The sequence below is a fragment of the Chryseobacterium sp. TB1-D10 genome (assembly GCF_059803555.1).
The window spans coordinates 57004-79138 of the sequence record NZ_JAPFHB010000012.1 but is presented as its reverse complement, the minus strand read 5'-3'; the positions used below and the strand labels follow the sequence as shown (position 1 = coordinate 79138).

The following is a 22135-nucleotide window of genomic DNA, read 5'->3' as shown; positions in this document are numbered from 1 at the left end:
GATTTTAATTGAATTAAAAAATTACAGATGCGAAGATAATCACTTTTAATTATCCATTCTTATAATGAATTATTGATAAGTTTCTCAAAATCTCTGCACTCTGCTCCGGTGTAATATCACGTTGCGGCTCTGCCAGCATTTCATAGCCGACCATAAATTTTTTCACTTCGGCATTTCGTAGCAAAGGAGGATAAAAATGCATATGAAAATGCCATTCAGGATGTTCTTTCCCATCTGTTGGAGATTGATGAATTCCCGCTGAATACGGAAAAGAAATTTCAAAAAGATTGTCGTATTTTGTTGTTAAATCTTTTATTATTGAAGCTAAAGAAAGCTTTTCGGAATCAGAAAACTGCAGGATGTTTTCCGCTTTTCTCTTGCTGATAATCATTGTTTCGTAAGGCCAGATTGCCCAAAACGGAACTAATGTGACAAAATCCTCATTTTCAAGAATGATTCTTTCTCCAGCTTCTAATTCTTTTTTGACATAATCTTCCAGAAGCGAACTTCCGTTTTTCTCGAAATATTTTTTCAGATTTTCCTGTGTTCTCAAAACCGTTGATGGAATCGACGACTGTGCCCAGATTTGTCCGTGAGGATGCGGATTGCTGCATCCCATTACGCTTCCTTTGTTCTCAAAAATCTGAACGTGATTGATGTAATCTTCGTCTCCCAAATTTTCATACTGCTGTTGCCAGACATCTACCACTTTTTTGACGTCATCAACTTCCATTTCCGGTAAAGTGAGACTATGATTTTCCGAAAAACAAATGACTCTGTTGATGCCTCGTTCCGGCTTTAATGAAAAAAAATCAGACGGTTCTTCAGAAAAATGAACATCGTCTTTCATCAAAGAACCAAAGTCATTGTCAAAAACAAAAACACCTTTATAATCAGGATTTTTATCACCATTTACTCGTACATTTCCTGAACACAAGTAACAATTCGGGTCGTGAGCTGGAAGTTTTTCTTCATCTACTTTTTCGGTTTGTCCCTGCCAAGGTCGGTTGGCTCGTTGTGGGGAAACCAAAATCCACTCATCCAAAAGCGGATTATATCTTCTGTGAGGGTGTTGCTTTTGATTAAATGACGAATTCATTTCTTTTGTATTCATTAATCCCATCTGATATTTTTACACGGTACACTTTCATTTCGATGTCAAAATCTGCTTTGTATTTTGCGGTGATATTTTCGATAACATCATCTACATTCTCATCTTTTATAAGATTGATGCTGCATCCGCCAAAGCCGCCGCCCATTATTCTTGCACCCAAAACACCGTTTTCTTTTAAAGTTTCTTCCACCATAAAATCGAGTTCTTCGCAACTCACTTCAAATTCAGTAGAAAGTCCAGAATGCGTTTCGATAAGAAGTTCTCCTAAATATTTCACGTCGCCTTCTGACAAAGCTTTGGCGGCTTTTTCAACCCTTTTTATTTCTTTCAGAAGATACAGACATCTTTTGTACGACGTCTCTCCTATTTCTGCTCTCACTTCATCCAGCATTGAAAAGCTAAAATCTCTGAATTTTTCTATTTCTGGAAACTTTTCCCACAGTACTTTTTTACCATTATCAACATCTTTTCTTCGGTCGTTGTAGCCGGAAGTAAGATGCGTATGTTTTACACAACTGTCGAAAAGCACCAGACTGTAACCCTCGATATTAGCTTCAAAATACTGATGTTCCAGAGAATTGCAGTCGAGCATAATTACTTGGTGTTCTTTACCGAAAACGGATGCAAATTGGTCCATAATTCCACACTTTACACCAACAAAGGTATGTTCGGATTTCTGACCAATCAGCGCCAAATCTTTTTTAGATAAATTTAAATCAAAAATTTGATTGAGAATATAGGCAAACCCACATTCCAAAGCTGCTGAAGAAGACAAACCTGAACCCATCGGAATCGTACTGCTGAAGGTAATTTGCAAACCGCCAATCTTTTTTCCACTTTCCTGAATAGCATTAAAAACACCTAGCAAATAATTCGCCCAAGTTTGCACAACCGGAGTTTGCTTTTGATGAATATTAAAACTAAAAGATTCATTAAAATCTTTCGCAAAAAAAGTGCAATTTTCTGAGTCATCCACCTTTTTTACGGCAAAACAAATATGTTTGTCGATAGCGGCAGGAAGTACAAAACCATCGCTGTAATCAACGTGTTCGCCGATAATATTAATTCTTCCCGGAGCCAGAAAAAAACTTTCGGGCTCAGATTGAAAGGCTGATTGAAACGCCTCTTTGGTATGTTTGATTAATTTCTCCTGCATAGATGACTGCAATTTATGGCTTTTTTATAATATATTTTGTCTAAAGCCAATTTAATTATTCATATTAAAAACGGGCTAAAGCCCGTTTCTATTGATATTATAGTAATGTTTAATAATTAATTATTTAAAAACTAATTACTTTCTTTTCATCACCTTTTTTGCGGCTTCAACAATGTCATTTGCAGTCAATCCGTATTTTTCCATAAGTTGGTCGGGAGTTCCGCTTTCCCCAAAGCTGTCGTTTACGGCAACATATTCCTGAGGCGCAAGATTTTCTGTAATCAAAAGCTGAGCAACGCTGTCGCCCAAACCGCCTAATCTGTTGTGTTCTTCGGCAGTTACAACGCAACCTGTTTTCTTTACTGATTTTAAAATTGCTTCAGCATCCAAAGGTTTGATGGTGTGAATGTTGATAATTTCGGCATCAATTCCCTGTTCTTCTAAGATTTCTCCAGCTTTTATTGCTTCCCAAACCAAATGTCCGGTTGCAATAATCGTTACATCTTTTCCTTCGTTGACCATCCAGGCTTTTCCGATTTCAAAAGTTTGATTTTGATCGGTGAAAATAGGAATCACAGGTCTTCCGAAACGAAGATAAACAGGACCTTCGTAATCTGCAATGGCAATAGTTGCTGCTTTGGTCTGATTGTAATCGCAAGTGTTGATAACTGTCATTCCGGGAAGCATTTTCATCAAGCCGATATCTTCCAGAATCTGGTGGGTTGCGCCATCTTCGCCTAAAGTTAAGCCAGCGTGAGAAGCACAGATTTTTACATTTTTATCAGAATAAGCTATCGACTGACGAATCTGGTCGTACACTCTTCCTGTAGAAAAATTGGCAAAAGTTCCTGTAAACGGAATTTTTCCTTCGATGGCTAATCCTGCTGCGATCCCAATCATATTGGCTTCGGCAATTCCAATCTGGAAAAAACGTTCTGGTGCTTTTTCGATGAATTTTTCCATTTTCAAAGAACCGATTAGGTCGGCGCAAAGAGCTACGACATCAGGGTTTTTATCTGCCAGTTCTGCAAGACCGGCTCCGAAACCACTTCTGGTGTCTTTTTTTTCTGTGTATGTATATTTTTTCATTTTACGATTTGTTGTTGAAATGATTTTAATAGGATTCTATCCTATCCTTTGTTAAGTCGTCCCTTTGGGACTTTTGGATTGCGGTGAATCGCTCGCAGCCCGACTTGAGTGGAGCTCTTTTTCTGTTATTGCGATGGTCTAAAAGTTCTACAGATTGCTTCACTTTGTTCGCAATGACAGAAAAAAGCGGGAACGGAAGGCGGATAAAGCTGCCCAAACCTAACGTAGTGGTTCGACGTAGTCAAATAATTTAATCTCTAATAATCTCCTAAAGTTTCTTCGAGTTGGTCTAATGCTTTTGCCAGTTGTTCATCGTTAGGTGCTTTTCCGTGCCAAGCGTGACTTCCCATCATATAATCGACGCCGTGACCCATTCCGGTTTTCAGGAGAATACAAATTGGCTGACCTTTTCCTGTTAATGATTTTGCTTCGTCCAGAACGTTGAGAATTTCTTCCATATTGTTTCCTTTTTCTACTTCCAGAACTTTCCAGTCGAAAGCTTCGAATTTGGTTTTAAGATTTCCTAAAGAAAGGACTTTTGAAGTCGGACCGTCAATCTGCTGACCGTTATAATCGATGGTTGCAATCAAATTATCAACCTTGTTGTGAGAGGCATACATTATGGCTTCCCAATTCTGCCCTTCCTGCAATTCGCCATCGCCGTGAAGAGTGAACACAAGATTTTCGTCTTTATTCAGTTTTTTTCCAACTGCGTGACCGATTGCGACCGACAAACCTTGTCCAAGAGAACCCGAAGCAATACGAACTCCCGGAAGATGCTCGTGTGTCGTGGGATGACCTTGCAATCTTGAATTGAGCTTTCTGAAAGTTGCCAGTTCTGACTTATCAAAATAACCTGCGTGCGCCAAAACGCTATAAAAAACAGGAGAAATATGACCATTGGAAAGATAAAATACGTCTTCACCTTTACCCTTCATATCAAATCCTTCTTTTCTTTTCATCGCATCAAAATAAAGAGCGACCAAAAAATCCGTACATCCGAGCGAACCGCCAGGATGACCTGACTGACAGGCGTGAACCATTCTTACAATATCCCTTCTTACCTGCGAAGCGATACGATTAAGCTTTGAAATATCGTGTTGCATAAATTATTGCATTTTTTGTGAATCTTTGATAAACTGCTCCAATCCTGAATCTGTCAAAGGATGTTTTAGCAAGGAAAGAATCGGCTGAATCGGACAAGTCACGACATCGGCACCGATTTTTGCACAATTGATGATGTGCATACTATGTCTTACAGAAGCCGCTAAAATCTCTGTTTCGTAGCCATAATTATCGAAAATAAGACGGATTTCTTCAATAAGATTCAAACTGTCTGTTGAAATATCATCCAATCTTCCTAAAAACGGAGAGACGTAGCTTGCACCTGCTTTTGCGGCTAAAAGAGCTTGTCCGGCAGAGAAAATCAAGGTGCAATTGGTTTTAATGCCTTTGTTGGAAAAATATTTGAGTGCTTTCACACCATCTTTTATCATTGGAATTTTAACAACGATATTTGGATGAATCGCGGCAAGAATTTCGCCTTCTGCAATCATTTCTTCGTAGGTTGTAGAAAGGACTTCCGCAGAAATATCGCCGTCTACAATTTCGCAAATGTCTTTGTAATGTTGCAAAATAGCTTCTGTTCCGCTGATTCCTTCTTTTGCCATCAAAGATGGATTGGTTGTAACGCCATCCAGAATTCCGAGGTCGTTAGCTTCTTTTATCTGCTCTAAGTTGGCAGTATCAATAAAAAATTTCATAAAGTATTTGGTTAAATTTATTTAAGTGTCAAAATTACACTTATGTGTTTGTCCGTACAATTTTTCTCTGAAATTTTAGATGTAATTAATTTACAATCTTTATTTTAGAGAAAAAGTAGAAACAATATATAAAGTGATTTCTAAGTTGGAAAAATCTTAATTATGATGTCCCATATTGAGTTTAATTTTCTTCAAATCTTCAAGCTCGTGAACCGGTCTTTCAATATCATAAGGAATTGGCATTTTTGAAAACGTCTGGAAATACAGCAGGCAAGCATCTTTCCACCAAACTGCATCTTTTGCCTGTATTTTCAGCTTATCCTGAACATCTGAAAACCTCTCCCCATCAATATAAGGCTGCATTTTATCCCAAACTTTTTGATAGTCACGGACATTTTTTACGCCTGTGTCATATTTGTAAGAGAGTTCTTCCCACAACGTCTTCCCGTCTTTCATTTTATAATCCCAAGGAACGTGATGAAACCAAAGAATGAGGTTTTCGGGAGTCGTTTTGATATTTCCGTAGATGTCGTTGAGTGGAGGAAAATATTGTGAAACAGCATTGCTTCCCGTTTTGGTTCTGTCAAAACCAAGTCCTTTTTCATCAGCCTTATGATAATAAACCGGCGACCAATCAGGTCTTCCGCCTTTGTAATCGCCCCAAGGTTCCGGACCATAATGATGTCCACCTGCGAAAATATGATGAAGACCAAGCGGCATCATATAATCTACGGCAGTTTCTCTTGAAGTGAGCATCATTTCTTTTACTGGATTGAGAAATTTTTCATCATCGTTAAACGTCATTTTAATCCATTCATCAGCAATCTGTTCTGAAGTCAAATCGTGGTTCCAAGCCAAACGTCCGAAAGCATACCAATTGGCTTGTGCAAAATGATGCCCTGTCCAGTTTTTATCCTCACCAATATTTGCAACAGCAGAAATTGCGGTCAATTTTGCTGGTCTTAAAGTTCCGTCCGTAATTTTGGCAATCGTAGAACCTTTTCCGTCAGAATACGTATCGCTGTCTAAAGTCTCTTTAAACAAAGGTGCGAGAAAAACCAAATGATTTGAGAACCCCAAATACTCCTGAGTAATTTGAAATTCAACCATTTCCGGTGTTTTTTTCAATGCTCCGAAAAGCGGATTAAACGCTTCGCGAGGCTGAAAATCAACTGGCCCATTTTTAATCTGAACAATCACGTTATCCCTGAATTTTCCATCAAGAGGAACAAATTCCAGATAAGCCTGCTTTGCACGGTCTTCTTTGCTCGGACTGTAGACAAACGCTCTCCACATCACGATTCCGCCGTGAGGTTTCAGAACATCTGCCATCATATTGGCACCTTCTACGTGGGTTCTTCCGTAATCCTGCGGTCCCGGCTGTCCTTCCGAATTGGCTTTTACCAAAAATCCTCCGAAATCAGGAATTAATTTATAAATTTCGGAAGCTTTGTCTTTCCACCACTTCTGAACATCTTTATTCAACGGGTCAGAGTTTTCCAATCCGCCCAAAACTTTAGGCGATGAGAAATTGACTGACAAATAAACTTTGATTCCATAAGGTCTGAAAATGTCTGCGAGAACTTTTACTTTTTCAAGATAGTCTTTGCGGAGCATATTCGGTGAAGCATTCACATTGTTGAGAACAGTTGCATTAATTCCAACGGATGCATTTGCTCTTGCATATTCTTCGTATCTCGGCGAAATGGTATTCGGTAAATCTTCCCATTTCCAAAGCGAATGTCCGGCATAACCACGTTCAATAGTTCCGTCAAGATTATCCCAATGGTTGAGAATTCTGACATCATACGATGGTTTTTCGGTAATATCGAGATTTGTTATTGATGAATGAGTTTGTTGTAAACGCAAAATATGGTAAACCCCGTACAACAATCCGATTTCTTTTTCGGCAGAAATAACCAGTTTATTCTGAACTGATTTTATGGTATAACCGTCTTTTAGATTTTTCAATGACTTATCCGTACGAAGTTCAGTTTCCTGACCTTCCCAATGATTCATCAGTTCTTTTTTGGCAATATTCAAAGTCGGATTGTTTCCTTTGGAAATAATTTTATCTGCCGAAACTCCATTCTTTGCAGGGAAACGAAGCCAAAGCTGACTTCCGTCTTCTGCGAAAATCATTAATGGAATCATTAGAAATAATAGGATGTACAGTCGGAAATAGCGCATTAGATTTTCTTTTAATTTTATTTAAATAAGTTTTGGCTAAAGCCAAATTGTATCTCTTCATCTTTAAACGGGCTAAAGCCCGTTTCTATTGATAATAGGATTTCATCCTATCCTTCGTTAAATCGTCCCTTCGGGACTTTTTATAGATTATTCTTGTAAGCCCTGAATGGTTTTAATTTTACCATCTTCATCATATTCTAATTCTATTACTTTCATACTTCTAAGCCAGGTTTTTCCTTCACTCGGAACAGAGTCGTGGAAGAACAGATACCATTTTCCTTTAAATTCAACAATGCTGTGATGTGTTGTCCAGCCTACAACAGGTGTCAGAATTTCTCCCTGAAAAGTAAATGGTCCATACGGATTGTCGCCGGTTGCATAACAAATCAAATGCGTGTCGCCGGTAGAATATGAGAAATAATATTTACCGTTGTATTTATGCATCCACGAGGCTTCAAAAAATCGGTGTTTGTCGCCGTGAAGCAAAGGATTTCCGTTTTCATCAAGAATTAAAACGTCTTTCGGTTCTTCTCCGAATTCCAGCATATCATCGCTTAACAACGCAACTTTTGAGGGAATTGCCGGTTCATCGTCATTTGGAATTACTGTAGATTCTAAGGCTTTGTTGTTTCGGTAACGTTGTAATTGTCCGCCCCAGATACCTCCGAAATACATATAATATTTTCCGTCTTCTTCGAAAATACAAGGATCAATACTGTAGCTTCCCATCATCGGATGATTCTCCGGCACAAACGGTCCGTACGGTTTGTCGCTCACTGCAACGCCAATTCTGAAAATGTCATTTTTATCTTTTAAAGGAAAATACATATAATATTTTCCATTTTTGAAAGCCACGTCACAATCCCACAATTGTCTTCCAGACCAAGGAATATCTTCGACAGAAAGGACAACGCCGTGATCTGTAATTTCGCCATTTTCTAAATCATCAAGAGAAAAAACGTGATAATCATTCATATCAAAATGGTCGCCGTTGTCATTTTCTTCGATTCCGCTTTCACGGTCGTGAGACGGATAGATGTAGATTTTGCCTTCAAAAACGTGTACGGAAGGGTCTGCCATATAATCGCTTGGGAAGAGGTATTTTGCTTTGTTCATTGTTTTAATATAGAAATTTAGATAATAGACTGATAGATGATAGATTTTATTTTCTCACAGATTTTCAAGATTACTAAAATAAATAATCTGCTTAATTTGCTAAATCTGCGAGATGAAAATTTTATTTTTCTTTTGTTAACTGAATGATTTTTTCTACCACAGGTTTTGCCTGATTATTCCGGTCAAAAAGTAACGGGTAATCGGTTCTGCCTTTTACCGGGAAATCATTTTTCCAGGATTGTGCATCGGTAGTTCCCCACAAGGTTACTCTTCTGATTTTGTCCTGATGTTTCAGAAATAATCTGAAAAAATCCAGATAACGGTTTTCCCACTCGGCTTTTACATTTTCGGGAAGTCCGGCTGTGTAAGGATTCATTTTTGCTTCATATTCTACCTTATCGGAAACATTAGCAGAAGTTCCCCACGGTGACGGAAGTGCGCTGATTTCCATTTCAGTAACATTTACTTTTACACCGTTTGCTGTATAGTCAAGAATTGCTTTTTCGTATTCAGCAAGAGTTGGTGTGTCGAGACCAACGTGCGTCTGCATTCCTACTCCATCGATGCGGATTTTTCTGGATTTTAAAGTTTGAACCATTTTATTTACGGTTTTAACTTTTTCTGGAAACCATTCGTTGTAATCATTGTAATAGAGTTCTGCATTCGGGTCTGCTTCCTGAGCGTACTGGAAAGCCAACGGAATAAATTCTTCGCCAAGGATCTCATAAAATTTACTTTTACGGTAAGTTCCATCTTCCATAATAGCTTCATTAACCACATCCCAACCTTTTACTCGGCCTTTGTATCTGGTGACAACGGTGGCAATGTGATTTTTCATTCTTTGTTTTAAAACTTCCGGAGAAACGTCTTTGCCATTTTTGTCTACGAAAAACCATTTCGGTAATTGCGAATGCCAAATCAACGTATGACCGATGATGAACATTTTATTTTTCTCTCCAAACGCTACAAATTTATCGGCATCATCGAAAAAGAATTTGCCTTCTTCGGGTTGAAGAAACATCGATTTCATACAGTTTTCTGCAACGATTGAACTGAATTGATTTTTAATAATTTCTACAGACTTTGCTTCTTTCTCATCAATCTGCGGAAGACTCATCGCTGTTCCGATGTAGAATTTATTTTTGAATGCGTTTTTAAGGGAATCGTTGGAAGTTGCCGAGTTGGCTGTCTTGCAGGAGACGGTCAAGGTTAAAATTCCTAATAATGCTACTATTTTTTTCATAATTATTTTTTTAAAATTTAAACGCAAAGCGCGCAAAGATTTTTTGACTACTAAACTTTTTTAAGTTCGCAAAGGCGTAAACTCAGCGAAGAAATACAAAAGTTCAAATAAAATTCCTTTCTTAAGCCTTGTCAAGGTTTTTTTTTTCGTCGAATCACTCGCAGCCCGGCTTGAACGGAGCTCTTTTTCTGGAGCGAAGCGGAACAAAAAAGCGGGAGTGGAAGACGGAAATAGCTGCCCAAATTTTACTATATCTTTAATCTTTCGCTTTTCTTCTTTCTTTAAGGTCGTGCTCGATTTCGATTTCCTTTTTCTTATTAATTTCGTAGAACATAAGCAATCCACAAGCTAAGAAGAACGGAATGGAAGGAAATATGCTGACCAACATTTTGGCTCCTGCGGAAACGGTTTCAGGCTGTATCACGTTGACTGCTCCCTCGGAAGAAATGTAGCCGTACTGACCGATGATGTAAGCAACCAGCGAACTTCCGATGCTCAAGCCAACCTTTAAGCCCACCATCATTGCTGAAAAAATAATTGCTGTCGCTCGTCTGTTATTTGTCCATTCCGAATAATCTGCAACGTCGGCAATCATCGCCCAAAGTAATGGCGTCCCGATTCCGTAGAAGAAACCGTGTAAAATCTGGGATAAAAACATCAATCCAACTGATTTTGGAGGGTAAAATATAAATGCTAAAACGAATAGTGTTGAAATAAACAATGAAGCGATGAATGCATCTCTTTTACCATATTTATCAGCAAACTTTTTGGAGAAAGTGATTCCAACAATCATCATAATGATTCCACCAGCGTTAAACAATCCGAAACCTGCAGAACGAGGGTCTTCTCCGAAGAAATTCATCCCGATGGAATTGAAGAAATTGGTAATCGGCGATATAAATTGCTGAAGGGAAACTTCATCGACATAATTGTTGAAATAATAAACGTACGAACCGCCTTTCATTGCCAATGTAATGAAAATCAATGCGGTAACGGTTAACATAATAATCCACGGCTTGTTTTTCTTTAAATCCTTTAAATCAGCGCTTAGAGTAGATTCCTGTTCCGGTTTTGGAATGACTCTTTCTTTGGTTGTGAGAAAAGTAATTAACAACATTACCGTTCCGATAATTGCAAGCCAGGTCATCACCACCTCGATTCCGGCTGCTTTGTCACCGTGTCCAGCTGACAAAATAATAGGCAACATAAATACCTGAACGAAGAATTGTGCAAACATAACGGCAACAAAACGGTAAGACGAAATACTGTTTCTTTCACTCATATCACCTGTGATAACGCCACTTAAAGCTGCATAAGGTAAATTATTGGCTGCATAAAGTAATAGTAAAACAGAGTAAGTAATTGCTGCATAAATCATTTTTCCTTTATAAGAAAAATCGGGTGTGCTGAACGCAAAAAGTGCCGCTGCACCCAATGGAATTGCCGTTAATAAAATCCACGGACGGAATTTTCCCCATTTTGTGCGGGTTCTGTCTGCCAAAGCTCCAATCAACGGATTAAAGACGAAACCAGGCAATAAACCGACGGTGAGCGTAATGATAGAGGCATCTTCCGGTTTTAATCCGTAAATATCTGTGTAAAAATAAGCTAAATACGTCACTAAAGTCTGGAAAACCAGATTGGCGGCTAAATCTCCTAAACTGTAGCCGATTTTTTCAACGACAGATATTTTTTGAGATGAGTTGTTCATTTTAATAATTTATGATTGATAAATGATTGTTGATTATTCTGTGGTAAAAGGTGATGCGGGAAGACCGGTTTTGTTTTTCAGATTTCCGTCTGGATTGTCTGCCCAGTCGTATCTTACTGAAATGGGATTTGAAACGGTGTCGTTCCAGACAATGATTTTATTGCCTTCGATTTTTGCTTTTGCCCATTCGTATTTTCCGTCTTTTCCTTTGATGGCGAAACCTTTCAGTTCTGAAACGGGTGCGAAATCATCGGTGCCATTTTTAAAGGAAAGAATAATTTTATTTCCTTCTACTTTCATCGACTGATAAACCGGTCCGTCTGCGATGATATTCTTTTTGTAGGCAATCTTCAGTGCCTGTAAAGCCAATCGGTCTCCAACTGTTTTCTTGTTTAAAGGATGAATATCGTTCCACTCTCCTATGTCGATAATTACAGCCAATCCGGTGTTCGGAACTTTCAGCGAAACCTGACGCTGTTGGTCTCTTAATTCTGCCCAATTGCTTTCCACAGGTTGTGTTTTTGGTTCCATAAAATTGGCTAATTGTACTGTGAAAAAAGGCATCTCTTTCTGGTTCCATTTGTTTCGCCAATCCAGAATCATTGTGGTCAGCAAATCGCCGTATTCTTTTGGTTTTCCGGTGTTGCTTTCACCTTGATACCAAATAGCACCTTTGATGCTATAATTGATAAGCGGATTAATCATTGCATTGTACAATCCGGTCGGTTTCCAGCGGATGAAAGTAGTTCCGGGAGCCATTTTTTCCATTTTAGCACCGATTTTATATTTCCATTCTGTTTTTAAATCGATTTTATTTCCGTCGATTTCTAAGTAATAAGGTTTGTCAGCAATAAATTGACCTTTTCCGCTCCCGTTGGTAATCCTTACAGCAATGACGTTTTTGCCTTCTTTTAAAACTCCTGCCGGAATATCGTACCAACGTGGCGGATATTCATAGGTTACATTTCCGACTTTTGTTCCGTTGATGTAGGTAACATCAGCATCTTTTATTCTTCCTAAATTTAAAAAAGCGGCTTTTCCTGCCTGATTTTTAGTTAAATTAATTTCTTTTCTGAACCAAACTGAATCTTCAAAGGAACCTTCCTTATCTTCCCAAGAACCGGGAATATTCATTGTTTTCCAATCAGAATCATTGATGTCAAAATTTTCCCAATGTTGGTTTAATCCGATATCGCTTTGGTCGAGTTCTGCGTACCACGCTTTGCTCAATGCCTGTTCGCCGGATTCGGTAGATTTTATCAAATCATCATTTTGCCATTTTTTGGCTTCGTCCAAATATTCAGGATATTTTTTCAGAGAATTTTCATCCATCCACGCCTGAATCGGAGAACCACCCAAACTTGCGTGGATAATTCCAACGGCAACTTTATTTTTCTGGCTTAATTCTTTTGCGAAAAAGTAAGCAACACCCGAAAAATTAAGAATCGTTTGTGGATTTGTCGCTTCCCATTTTCCTCCATCAAGTTCGCTCTGAGGCGATTTAAAATTATATTTCTGAGGAACAGTAAAGAATCTGATGTTTTGGTTATTTGCATTTTTAATTTCGTCAGCATAAAGCGGAGTCAGCCTGCGCATCGGCAATTCCATATTCGATTGTCCGGAAGCGAGCCAGACATCACCGATGAGAATATCCTTCAATGTAATTTCATTGATGGTCATCGTGTAAGGACCTCCTGCTTTCTGTTCGGGAAATGTGATTTTCCAGTTTCCGGTTGGGTCGGCGGTGGTTTTATAATTTTTATTGAGGAATTTCACTTCCACTTTTTCCCCTGCATCGGCTTTTCCCCAAATATTAAGTTTTTGGTTACGCTGCAAAACCATTCCGTCTGAAACCAGTGCTGGAAGTTTGATTTTGGCTTCAATGAACGAAATGCATAATGAGCCTACGAATAAAATTAATATTTTAAAAAAGATTCTGTTTTTCATAGCAAGTTTGAATTCTGCAGTTTATTTTTAGTTTTTATCTGGCATTTGGGTCAGCAACCTTACCTCGATGATTTTCGGAGTAAGGGATTTTTCATTTGTATTAAATTTCACATTAAGAATCTCTTTCCTATTTTCAGATTCAGGAATCGGGATTAATAATGATTGTGGAGAACCGCCCATTTTTCCGTCGAAATTTTTAGAAATCGCTTTTATTCCGTTGATTTCCACATTCAAAGTTCGGTTGTTATTGGCATTAAAATACACAAGGTAAAGATATTTTGCATTCTTATCTTTGTTCCTCATCTGATAACTGAACCAGCCTTTAGCCTCACGGAAATGGCGGTCTTCCATATATCCAGTGTTGGAATCTTTGCTGTCGATGAAATGGTCAGATTCCGGTTGCTGTTCGCCAAGTTGGATTTTATCAGTTGTGATATTATCTAGTTTTCTGATTTTCTCCTCTTCTTTGGCTTTCTGTTTCTGAATCATTTCGATTTTATCCTGATTCGCCTGCGGAAAATAAATAATGTAACGTTCTTCCTGAATTTTATAAAACGGAACCAACTCCAATCCGTTACTGAACTTATTCTGAGGATACAAACCTTTTAATCTGAAAGTCAAACCCTTATCATTCACCGTTTCCAAATGATTTAAAACTGAATCTGAACTTCCCAAAATCGTCGGGATTTCATTTAACGGAATTTGCAATCCGTGTGCGATATGTCCGCCTCTGCTGTCATCAGCGAAAAGTCCGTCCTGATTTTCTTTTCCGTATTTGGCAGCCAAAACGATAGGACCATATTTGAAGGCAAAATAATCCGAATGGTCAGGAAGCTGCTCTGCGGAAAGGTGCATCGGCATTTTCATTTCGATAACATCTCCTTTTTTCCATTTTTTATTTATCGTAAAATAACCTTCGGCATCAACCGTAACATTGATATTTTTGCCATTTACTAAAATGGTAATTTCAGAAGCATTTGCCCATTCCGGTGCTCTTAATTTTAAATTTATATTTGATTTTGAAGCAACATCAAAAATCAGTTTTGTCGATGGATTTTCAGGGAAATTGTTTTCCTGTCTCAGAACTATTTTCTTTTCAGACCATTTTAAGATGGAAGGAATAAACAAATTCACGTACAAATCTTCATCAGAATAAGCATAAATCATTTCACCATATTTGGCGTGATTTTCCATTCCAGAACCTACACAACACCAAAAGCTGGTCTCCGGCTGAGAATAAACTCTGTAATGACCAGGACGCATCGGCGTGAAATAGACAAAACCTCCTTTTTCGGGATTTTGGGTGGAAAGAATATGATTGTACAAAGCTCTTTCGTAATAATCTACGTAAGATGATTTTGGATTTGTCGCATACAATTCTTTGGAGAGCTTCAGCATATTATACGTATTGCAGGTTTCGGGACCTTCGGTACTTTTAATCATTCCGCTGAAATCATTGATGGGATTAAAATGCTCGCTCACACTGTTTCCTCCGATAATTGCTGACCTTTTTTGGCTAACATTGGTCCAGAAAAAATCTGCGGCATTACTCCAGTCTTTATTGTTTTCTAAATCGGCAATACGTTTAAAGCCAATTACTTTCGGAATCTGTGTATTGGCGTGAATTCCCGTAAGTTTGTCTTCACCATTCAGCAATGGGTTTAAAATGGCAAGATGAGAAAAACGATGAGCAAGTTTGAGATATTTTGGATTTTTTGTAATGTCATAAACGTCGGCAAAAACTTCATTCAGACCGCCGTGTTCGCTGCGCAACATATCCTGAATCTGTTCATCGGAAAGTCCGGAAACTTCATCAGCAATCCAGTCTGTAAGCTTTATCAGCATTTTTTTTGCTTTCTCACTGTCTGCATACCAATAGGCATCGCGTAAACCAGAATAAATCTTATGAATATTATATAAAGGAACCCAACGGTCGTTCAAACCGAAAGTTGCGGCACGAATGTTTCCATCAGCAATTTCTTTCCAGATTTTTTTACCGTTCGGAACGCCTGAAAGGTAACCGTTTCCTGAAAGATTCTGGCAACGTTCCAGCTCATTAATCATATAATCCAAACGCTGCTTGACTTTTGGATCGGCTGTTGAAGCGTACATCAATGCCAAAGCCGAAATGTAATGACCGCCGATATGACCGTCCAATCCTGTATTTTCCCAATTGGGATAGTTTTCTTTTTTAGGTTTCAGTCCTGCTTCTTTTAGATAAGGTGCAAGAAGCCGGTCTGCATCCATCGAAAGGATATATTTCTCATCGGTCTGCATTGCCTTGCTGAAAACACTTTCGGACAGATGAACCTTGTTGAGCGGAAAGTAGCTAACATTTTTCTTTACCTGCCCAAAAGCAAGCGAAGTAAAGCTTAAAAATAATATCAGTGATTTTTTGTTCATTAATAAATGTTATTTCTACATTTCTAAAATAGCGGAAAGTATTCAGATATAAAAGAATTTTAGAATTGCTTGGAATTAAATCTGATTTAGAGTTTCAAAAAAAGCAGTTAAAAACTGTACCTTATCATAAAAAAAAAGATAATCCAAATTGTAGGTTATCAAGCTTCTATATTCAAAACGCTGTGACCAAAATAATTACGATTCGTTTGAAAAAGGGTTTTGTTTTTTGATTCACTGCCTTATCGTAATTGGTGAATTTTTGACTTTATCCAAAAAATTAATCAAATTATTTAATTTTAACATTATTTTAACATTCTATTGACATTAGATTCATATCATTTATAGAAGAATTAGCAAAATATTCAACGATTTCTTTCCCGAAAAAGCTCCGTCTGAAACGATTTTTTAGATTATTGAATTTTAAATGAAAATATAAAGTGTTGTAATTACATTTAATGAACTGTAATCGTCAATCTTGCAACAAAAATCTTAACTTTGCACAAAATAATTTTGATGGAAGAGAATTATCCTAAACATTTTGTCGCAGTAGACTGTATTATTTTTGGTTTTGATGGAGAAAATCTTAAAATTCTCCTGATCAAAAGAAATTTTGAACCCAATAAAGGAGATTGGTCACTGATGGGTGGATTTATCAATGAACAGGAAAGTTCTGACCAGGCGGCCGATCGTATTCTGAATGCGCTGACAGGTCTGGAAAATATCTATCTTGAACAATTGAATACCTACACCGCAGTCGACCGCGATCCGAGTGCCAGAATAATGTCGATATCGCATTATGCACTGATAAACATTCAGGATTCTATTCAAATTAATGAGAAGTACAGTGCCAAATGGTTTGATTTAAAAGGTCACCCCAATTTGATTTTTGATCACAATGCAATGGTAAAAGATGCTGTTCTGAGACTGAGAAGAAGAGCAACCACACGACCGATTGGATTCGAATTGCTTCCCGAAAAATTCACAATGAAAGATCTGCAGAATCTTTACGAAGCGATTTTTGATGAAAAATATGACAAACGGAATTTCACAAGCAAAATCAATGCACTCGATGTCTTGGTAAATACGAACGAGAAAGATATGAGTTCTTCCAAAAAAGGTTCTTTTCTCTACACTTTTGATGAGGAAAAATACAACAAAAAAATCGCTGAAGGTTTTATGTTTAAAATATAAAAAAATAGGATGCCGATAACGACATCCTATTTTTTTATAAGTATTTTCAGATTACCAGAATCTTACATAAAGTGCGGTTAATAGAAGCAATGTCACGACGATCAACACCAAAGTTCTGTTATCAACTTTAAACATTGTTGCGTCGATAGCAAAAGCTTTCGGATTTACTTTCGGTCCTGCAAGACTTATCACCACCATTACGGCAACCGTGATAAAGAACGACCATCCCATATTGATCAAAAATGGAATTTCTGTAATGGTCTGCACGACTCCATTTTCTAATTTTTCATACGTAAAAGCAGTGTACAACCACGTTTCTTTTCCGAAAATATCTACTGCAAAACTGTTGAAGAAAATTGCCAATAAGAAACCTAAAAGAACGCCTACCAAAGCTGCGGTTCCTGTAGTTCTTTTCCAGAACATTCCCAAAAGGAACATTGCAAAAACACCCGGACTGATAAATCCTGTATATTTCTGGATGAATGTGAAACCACCTTCTCCTCCGATTCCCAAAACATCCGTCCAGGTAAATGCCAAAGCAACAGCCATTGCGATGATAATTGCCCAACGTCCTGTTCTTACCATCTGGATTTCAGTAGCATCGGCTTTCAGGTATTTTTTATAAATATCTAAAGTGAAAATTGTGGAAATACTGTTTACTTTTCCCGCCAATGAAGCTACAATTGCTGCCGTCAATGCTGCTACTGCGAGACCTTTCAGTCCGGTTGGCAAAAACCCTAAAATTGCAGAATAAGCACCGTCTTTTACCCCATTGAAACCTGGCAAATGTCCTTTCGTATATAAAACGTAAGCTGCGATCCCGGGAAGCATTACGATAATCGGCATAAATAATTTCAGAAATCCTGCGAATAAAATTCCGGTTCTTGCGGTCTTCAAATCTGCTCCCAAAGCACGTTGCGTGATGTATTGATTGCATCCCCAATAGTTTAAGTTTACAATCCATTGACCTGCAAAATACATCGCCAATCCTGGGAGAACAACATATTTCTGAACACTAAGATTTTCCGGCATTGCCAATGTAGTCGTCGTTGTGGTCGGTTTATCAAGAATCAAATTAAAATGTTGTGGTGCCTCTTTCATCAATGTTTGAAAACCTGCAAAAGCATTTCCTATGGCAGCTCCGTTGATTCTCTGGTCAACAATCTGAAGTGCCATATAAACCGTAGCAAAACCTCCAATAATCAAAACTGCAACCTGAATTACGTCGGTGTAACCGATTACTTTCATACCGCCCAAACCAATCAATAAAGCCATTAGAAGCAATCCGATCATAATGATGTGAAGGTTGTCTCCCCCCAATAAAGTATCGATCGCCAAAGCTCCGAGGTAAAGAATTGAAGTTAAATTCACAATGACATAAAGGAACAGCCAAAAAACCGCCATAATCAGTGAAACCGATTTATTGTAACGCCTTTCAAGAAACTGGGGCATCGTATAAATCTTGTTTTTAAGATAAATAGGAATGAACCAGATTGCAATAATAATCAATGCCAAAGCAGCAATCCATTCATACGCTGCAACAGCAACACCCACGAAAAATCCTTCTCCGGACATCCCGATGAACTGTTCTGCTGAAATGTTGGAAGCAATCAAACTCGCTCCAATCGCCCACCAGGTAAGCGAACCTTCGGCAAGAAAATAGTCTTTACTGCCTGTAGATGTGGATTTTTTTCTGTTGTAAATCCAGATTCCGTAACCGGCTACCACCACAAAATAAATTAGAAATATGATGATATCAATAGTTGCTAAGTTTCCCATATTTTATTTTTTAACTGAGAATTTATAAATTGTTTTTGACTGGTATTTTTGTCCCGGCTTCAATTCAGTTGAAGGGAAAGAAGCCTGATTTGGAGAATCCGGGAAATGCTGAGTTTCCAGACAAAAACCTGTTCTGAATTCATTTTTCCCGCCACTTTTAGTATCAAATTTTCCATCTAAGAAATTTCCGGAATAGAACTGAACGCCCGGTTCGTCTGTTAAAACTTCCATCACTCTTCCCGATTCTGGATGATACACTTTGGCGATACTTCTAATTCCGTTTCCGTTCAGAATCCAGTTGTGGTCGTATCCTTTTCCTTTTTTCAGCTGGTCATCATCTGCGTTGATATCTTTTCCAATCGGTTTTGAAGTGGTAAAATCAAACGGACTTCCTTTTACAGATTTCTGTTCGCCTGTTGGAATCAATGTTACATTGACAGGTAAAAACTTGCCTGCATTGATTTGCATTTCGTGGTCAGTAATGGTTTTCTTGAAATCTCCTGAAAGATTGAAATAAGAATGTTGCGTCAGATTCACAACTGTTGCTTTATCCGTCGTTGCTTCGTAAGAGATTTCTAAGGCATCTTCATCTGTCAAAGTATACAAAACAGTTGTGGTTAATTTTCCCAGATAACCTTCTTCGCCGTCTTCACTTGTGTAAGTCAGTTTCAACGTTGGAAACTTTGCATCTTTTAAAGGTTCAATATTCCAGAATTTGGTATGGAAACCTTCTTTTCCACCGTGAAGGCTATTGGGTCCGTCGTTTTTGTCGATGTCGTAAGTTTTACCTTCCAAAGTGAATTTTGCGTTGGCAATTCTGTTTCCGTAACGTCCAATCAAAGCGCCGAAATAGTAAGGATTTCCGTTGAAATAATCTTCAGGTTTTGTAAAGCCTAAAACGACATCTTCATATTTTCCGTTTTTATCGGGAGCTGTGAGCGAAGTGATAATTCCACCAAAATTGATGACTTCCACCTTCATCCCATTTTTATTCGTTAAAGTATATTTTTTGATGGAATCGCCTTTCGCTGTCACTCCGTAGTCTGAAACCTGTATGTTTTCCATATTCTCTTTTTGAGGCTGATTATTATTTTCTTTTTTATTGCACCCGAAAATACATAAAAGCGCAATAATAATCAGGTTGTAACTTATTTTTTTCATAGTCTGAATGATTTTGCAAGATTAACGATAATAAATCTCATTCCAACGAAGGGTATTCTTAAAATCACGGATTTTTGTGTCTTCATCGATAACAAGAGATTCAATTCCTGCAATTTCTGCAAAATCTTCCAGCATTTCTGCACTGATGTTTTCGCTGTAACACGTATGATGCGCTCCACCAGCCAAAATCCACGCTTCAGCAGCCGTGTAAAGATCCGGAAGCGGTTTCCAAAGAACTCTTGCCACAGGAAGTTTTGGTAATTCTTCCGTGATTTCCAACGCTTTTGTTTTATTAATTAAAAGTCTGAAATGATTTCCGAAATCCATCAAAGCGGCATTCAGTGAATCGATATTTCCTCTTGAATTGAAAACGAGACGAACCGGGTCAGCTTTCCCGCCAATTCCTAACGGATGTATTTCACAAGACGGTTTGTCAACTGCCAAAACAGGGTCAACTTCCAACATATGAGAACCTAAAACCGAAGGATTTGAAGGATTCAGATGATAAGTATAATCTTCCATAAAGGCATTTCCGCCCTCCAGACCTTGTCCCATCGTTTTCATCGCACGAACTAAAGCCGCTGTTTTCCAGTCACCTTCTCCGGCAAATCCGTAGCCTTTTTCCATTAATCTTTGAACTGCAATTCCCGGAAGTTGTTCCAAACCGTGAAGGTCTTCAAAAGTATCTGAGAAACCGTTAAAGTTTCCGTCTTTCAGGAATTTTTCTAAACCTAATTCTATTCTTGCTGCTGCTTCAAGAGATTTTCTGTTGCTTCCGCCAGAAAGAAGAGATTCAGCCATTTTGTATGAGGCTTCATATTCTTCTATCAAAATTTTGATTTCGCCATCGCCGATGGAATTGACAACACTTACCAAATCCCCGATTCCCCAGGTATTTACCGAAAATCCGAATTTGGTTTCCGCTTCTACTTTGTCGCCATCGGTTACAGCAACATATCTCATATTGTCCCCAAAACGAGCGAATTTCGCTCCTTGCCAATCGTTCCAACCTGCTGCCACACGGCTCCAGTCTCCGATTTGTTTCTGAACCCTTTCATCCGCCCAATGTCCCACAACTACTTTTCTGTTTTTGCGGAGACGACTTACCATAAATCCAAATTCACGGTCGCCGTGAGCTGCCTGATTCAGATTCATAAAATCCATATCCATCGTAGACCACGGAATATCCTGATTGAACTGTGTATGAAGATGCAGCATTGGTTTTTGCAAAGCGGTCAAACCACGAATCCACATTTTGGCAGGTGAAAACGTGTGCATCCAGGTTACAATTCCGATACAGTCTTTTGAGAAATTAGCAGCTGTAAGGGTTTCAAAAATTTCTTCCGTAGTTTTTACCGTTGGTTTCAGAACAACTTTTACCGGAATTGATGAAGAAATATTAAGCGCTTCAACAATTTTCTGTGAATGTTCTGCAACCTGCGCTAATGTTTCAGGTCCGTATAAATGCTGGCTTCCGGTGATAAACCAGATTTCTTTGGTATTGAGAGGTGTTAACATAGTTTTTATAATGATTAATTATGAATTTTTTATTGACCATAATAGGCGTTTTTGCCGTGTTTTCGTTCGTAATGTTTTTTGATGAGCGAATCTTTCAGGCGTGGTGCATCTGGATTGATTTGTCTTGTGCGATATGCCATCTCTGCAATGGTTTCCAAGACTTTGCTGTTGTAAACAGCTTTGTCTGCATTTTTACCCCAGGTGAACGGTCCGTGATTTCCGATGAGAACCATTTCGACTTCTTCGTAAGACAGTTCTTTTTCTTTGAAGCAATCCAAAATCTGAATTCCGGTGTTGTATTCATAATTCCCTTCGATTAAATCATCTCGCATTGGCGGTGCACAAGGAATATCTGTCGTCAGATGGTCTGCGTGAGTCGTTCCAAAAATAGGAATGTCCATTTGAGCCTGCGCCCAAGCGACCGAATAAATGGCGTGTGTATGGGAAATTCCGCCAATGTTCTCCCAGTTTTTGTAAAGGTAAGCGTGGGTTTTGGTGTCGGAAGATGGTCTTAAATTTCCTTCGACCACGTTGGCATCATAATCTAAAATCACAATGTCTTCTGGTTTTAAAAGTTCGTAAGGAACGCCGCTTGGTTTGATGGCAAAGATTCCTTTTTCACGGTCGACCGCACTTACGTTTCCGAATGTGTAAACAACAAGCTTCAAAGCATCCAACTGCATATTGGCTTCGTAACATTCTCTCTGGAGTTCTTTATAGATGCTCATTTTATTTTTATTAAATGATTGAAAGA

The 22135-nt window shown here is 38.3% G+C and carries 16 protein-coding genes; 1 reads left to right on the top strand and 15 read right to left on the bottom strand.

Annotated features, from left to right (window positions below):
• Window positions 1–49: 49 nt before the first annotated feature.
• The 11 genes from OPU68_RS15850 to OPU68_RS15800 all read right to left on the bottom strand — a co-directional run bounded on the left by OPU68_RS15850 (window position 50) and on the right by OPU68_RS15800 (window position 15732).
• The gene (locus tag OPU68_RS15850) at window positions 50–1114 is read right to left on the bottom strand and encodes a UDP-glucose--hexose-1-phosphate uridylyltransferase (protein ID WP_498474933.1); all 1065 of its coding nucleotides are present in this window, start codon (window positions 1112–1114) and stop codon (window positions 50–52) included.
• Window positions 1083–2270 carry a galactokinase gene (gene galK, locus OPU68_RS15845; RefSeq protein ID WP_498474932.1) on the bottom strand — a complete coding sequence of 396 codons (1188 nt, stop codon included), beginning with the start codon at window positions 2268–2270 and terminating at the stop codon, window positions 1083–1085. The genes OPU68_RS15850 and galK overlap by 32 nt, the downstream gene beginning before the upstream one ends.
• 135 nt (window positions 2271–2405) lie before the next feature.
• Window positions 2406–3359: a transketolase family protein gene (locus OPU68_RS15840; protein WP_498474931.1), complete on the bottom strand. Its 954-nt coding sequence runs from the start codon at window positions 3357–3359 to the stop codon at window positions 2406–2408.
• 257 nt (window positions 3360–3616) lie between these two features.
• Window positions 3617–4465, bottom strand: coding sequence for a transketolase (locus OPU68_RS15835; protein WP_498474930.1), 849 nt, complete (start codon window positions 4463–4465; stop codon window positions 3617–3619).
• Window positions 4466–4468: 3 nt separating this feature from the next.
• Window positions 4469–5122, bottom strand: coding sequence for a fructose-6-phosphate aldolase (gene fsa, locus OPU68_RS15830; protein ID WP_498474929.1), 654 nt, complete (start codon window positions 5120–5122; stop codon window positions 4469–4471).
• Window positions 5123–5278: 156 nt separating this feature from the next.
• Window positions 5279–7312, bottom strand: a complete 2034-nt coding sequence (locus tag OPU68_RS15825; protein ID WP_498474928.1) for an alpha-glucuronidase — start codon at window positions 7310–7312, stop codon at window positions 5279–5281.
• Between the two features lie 147 nt (window positions 7313–7459).
• A complete protein-coding gene (locus OPU68_RS15820) occupies window positions 7460–8428 on the bottom strand; it encodes a glycoside hydrolase family 43 protein (protein ID WP_498474927.1) in 969 nt (322 codons plus the stop codon).
• Window positions 8429–8549: 121 nt separating this feature from the next.
• Window positions 8550–9671, bottom strand: coding sequence for an endo-1,4-beta-xylanase (locus tag OPU68_RS15815; RefSeq protein WP_498474926.1), 1122 nt, complete (start codon window positions 9669–9671; stop codon window positions 8550–8552).
• A 256-nt stretch (window positions 9672–9927) separates the two neighbouring features.
• Window positions 9928–11382: an MFS transporter gene (locus tag OPU68_RS15810; RefSeq protein WP_498474925.1), complete on the bottom strand. Its 1455-nt coding sequence runs from the start codon at window positions 11380–11382 to the stop codon at window positions 9928–9930.
• Between the two features lie 33 nt (window positions 11383–11415).
• Window positions 11416–13329, bottom strand: a complete 1914-nt coding sequence (locus OPU68_RS15805; protein WP_498474924.1) for a sialate O-acetylesterase — start codon at window positions 13327–13329, stop codon at window positions 11416–11418.
• 27 nt (window positions 13330–13356) lie between these two features.
• A complete protein-coding gene (locus OPU68_RS15800) occupies window positions 13357–15732 on the bottom strand; it encodes a beta-L-arabinofuranosidase domain-containing protein (RefSeq protein WP_498474923.1) in 2376 nt (791 codons plus the stop codon).
• A 513-nt stretch (window positions 15733–16245) separates the two neighbouring features.
• Here OPU68_RS15800 and OPU68_RS15795 point away from each other — a divergent pair.
• Entirely contained in the window at window positions 16246–16923 is a 678-nt protein-coding gene (locus tag OPU68_RS15795) for an NUDIX hydrolase (RefSeq protein WP_498474947.1), read from the top strand.
• Between the two features lie 51 nt (window positions 16924–16974).
• On the opposite strand, the gene OPU68_RS15790 is transcribed toward OPU68_RS15795, so the two are convergent.
• From OPU68_RS15790 to OPU68_RS15775, 4 genes are read right to left on the bottom strand one after another with little or no spacing between them, the layout of a single operon-like run.
• Complete coding sequence (locus OPU68_RS15790) at window positions 16975–18702, bottom strand: sodium:solute symporter family transporter (protein WP_498474922.1); 1728 nt, start codon at window positions 18700–18702, stop codon at window positions 16975–16977.
• A gap of 3 nt (window positions 18703–18705) precedes the next feature.
• A complete protein-coding gene (locus OPU68_RS15785; RefSeq protein ID WP_498474921.1) occupies window positions 18706–19863 on the bottom strand; it encodes a galactose-1-epimerase in 1158 nt (385 codons plus the stop codon).
• A gap of 21 nt (window positions 19864–19884) precedes the next feature.
• Window positions 19885–21381: an L-arabinose isomerase gene (gene araA / locus OPU68_RS15780; RefSeq protein WP_498474920.1), complete on the bottom strand. Its 1497-nt coding sequence runs from the start codon at window positions 21379–21381 to the stop codon at window positions 19885–19887.
• Between the two features lie 29 nt (window positions 21382–21410).
• Complete coding sequence (locus OPU68_RS15775) at window positions 21411–22109, bottom strand: L-ribulose-5-phosphate 4-epimerase (RefSeq protein ID WP_498474919.1); 699 nt, start codon at window positions 22107–22109, stop codon at window positions 21411–21413.
• Window positions 22110–22135: the final 26 nt, after the last annotated feature.

Bases quoted from the DNA above. Each gene is read 5' to 3' on its own strand.
- fsa (WP_498474929.1), bottom strand. From the start codon at position 5,122: ATGAAATTTTTTATTGATACTGCCAACTTAGAGCAGATAAAAGAAGCT.
- OPU68_RS15840 (WP_498474931.1), bottom strand. From the start codon at position 3,359: ATGAAAAAATATACATACACAGAAAAAAAAGACACCAGAAGTGGTTTC.
- OPU68_RS15790 (WP_498474922.1), bottom strand. From the start codon at position 18,702: ATGGGAAACTTAGCAACTATTGATATCATCATATTTCTAATTTATTTT.
- OPU68_RS15795 (WP_498474947.1), top strand. From the start codon at position 16,246: ATGGAAGAGAATTATCCTAAACATTTTGTCGCAGTAGACTGTATTATT.
- OPU68_RS15850 (WP_498474933.1), bottom strand. From the start codon at position 1,114: ATGAATACAAAAGAAATGAATTCGTCATTTAATCAAAAGCAACACCCT.
- OPU68_RS15800 (WP_498474923.1), bottom strand. From the start codon at position 15,732: ATGAACAAAAAATCACTGATATTATTTTTAAGCTTTACTTCGCTTGCT.
- OPU68_RS15820 (WP_498474927.1), bottom strand. From the start codon at position 8,428: ATGAACAAAGCAAAATACCTCTTCCCAAGCGATTATATGGCAGACCCT.
- OPU68_RS15815 (WP_498474926.1), bottom strand. From the start codon at position 9,671: ATGAAAAAAATAGTAGCATTATTAGGAATTTTAACCTTGACCGTCTCC.
- OPU68_RS15825 (WP_498474928.1), bottom strand. From the start codon at position 7,312: ATGCGCTATTTCCGACTGTACATCCTATTATTTCTAATGATTCCATTA.
- OPU68_RS15775 (WP_498474919.1), bottom strand. From the start codon at position 22,109: ATGAGCATCTATAAAGAACTCCAGAGAGAATGTTACGAAGCCAATATG.
- araA (WP_498474920.1), bottom strand. From the start codon at position 21,381: ATGTTAACACCTCTCAATACCAAAGAAATCTGGTTTATCACCGGAAGC.
- OPU68_RS15810 (WP_498474925.1), bottom strand. From the start codon at position 11,382: ATGAACAACTCATCTCAAAAAATATCTGTCGTTGAAAAAATCGGCTAC.
- OPU68_RS15785 (WP_498474921.1), bottom strand. From the start codon at position 19,863: ATGAAAAAAATAAGTTACAACCTGATTATTATTGCGCTTTTATGTATT.
- galK (WP_498474932.1), bottom strand. From the start codon at position 2,270: ATGCAGGAGAAATTAATCAAACATACCAAAGAGGCGTTTCAATCAGCC.
- OPU68_RS15835 (WP_498474930.1), bottom strand. From the start codon at position 4,465: ATGCAACACGATATTTCAAAGCTTAATCGTATCGCTTCGCAGGTAAGA.
- OPU68_RS15805 (WP_498474924.1), bottom strand. From the start codon at position 13,329: ATGAAAAACAGAATCTTTTTTAAAATATTAATTTTATTCGTAGGCTCA.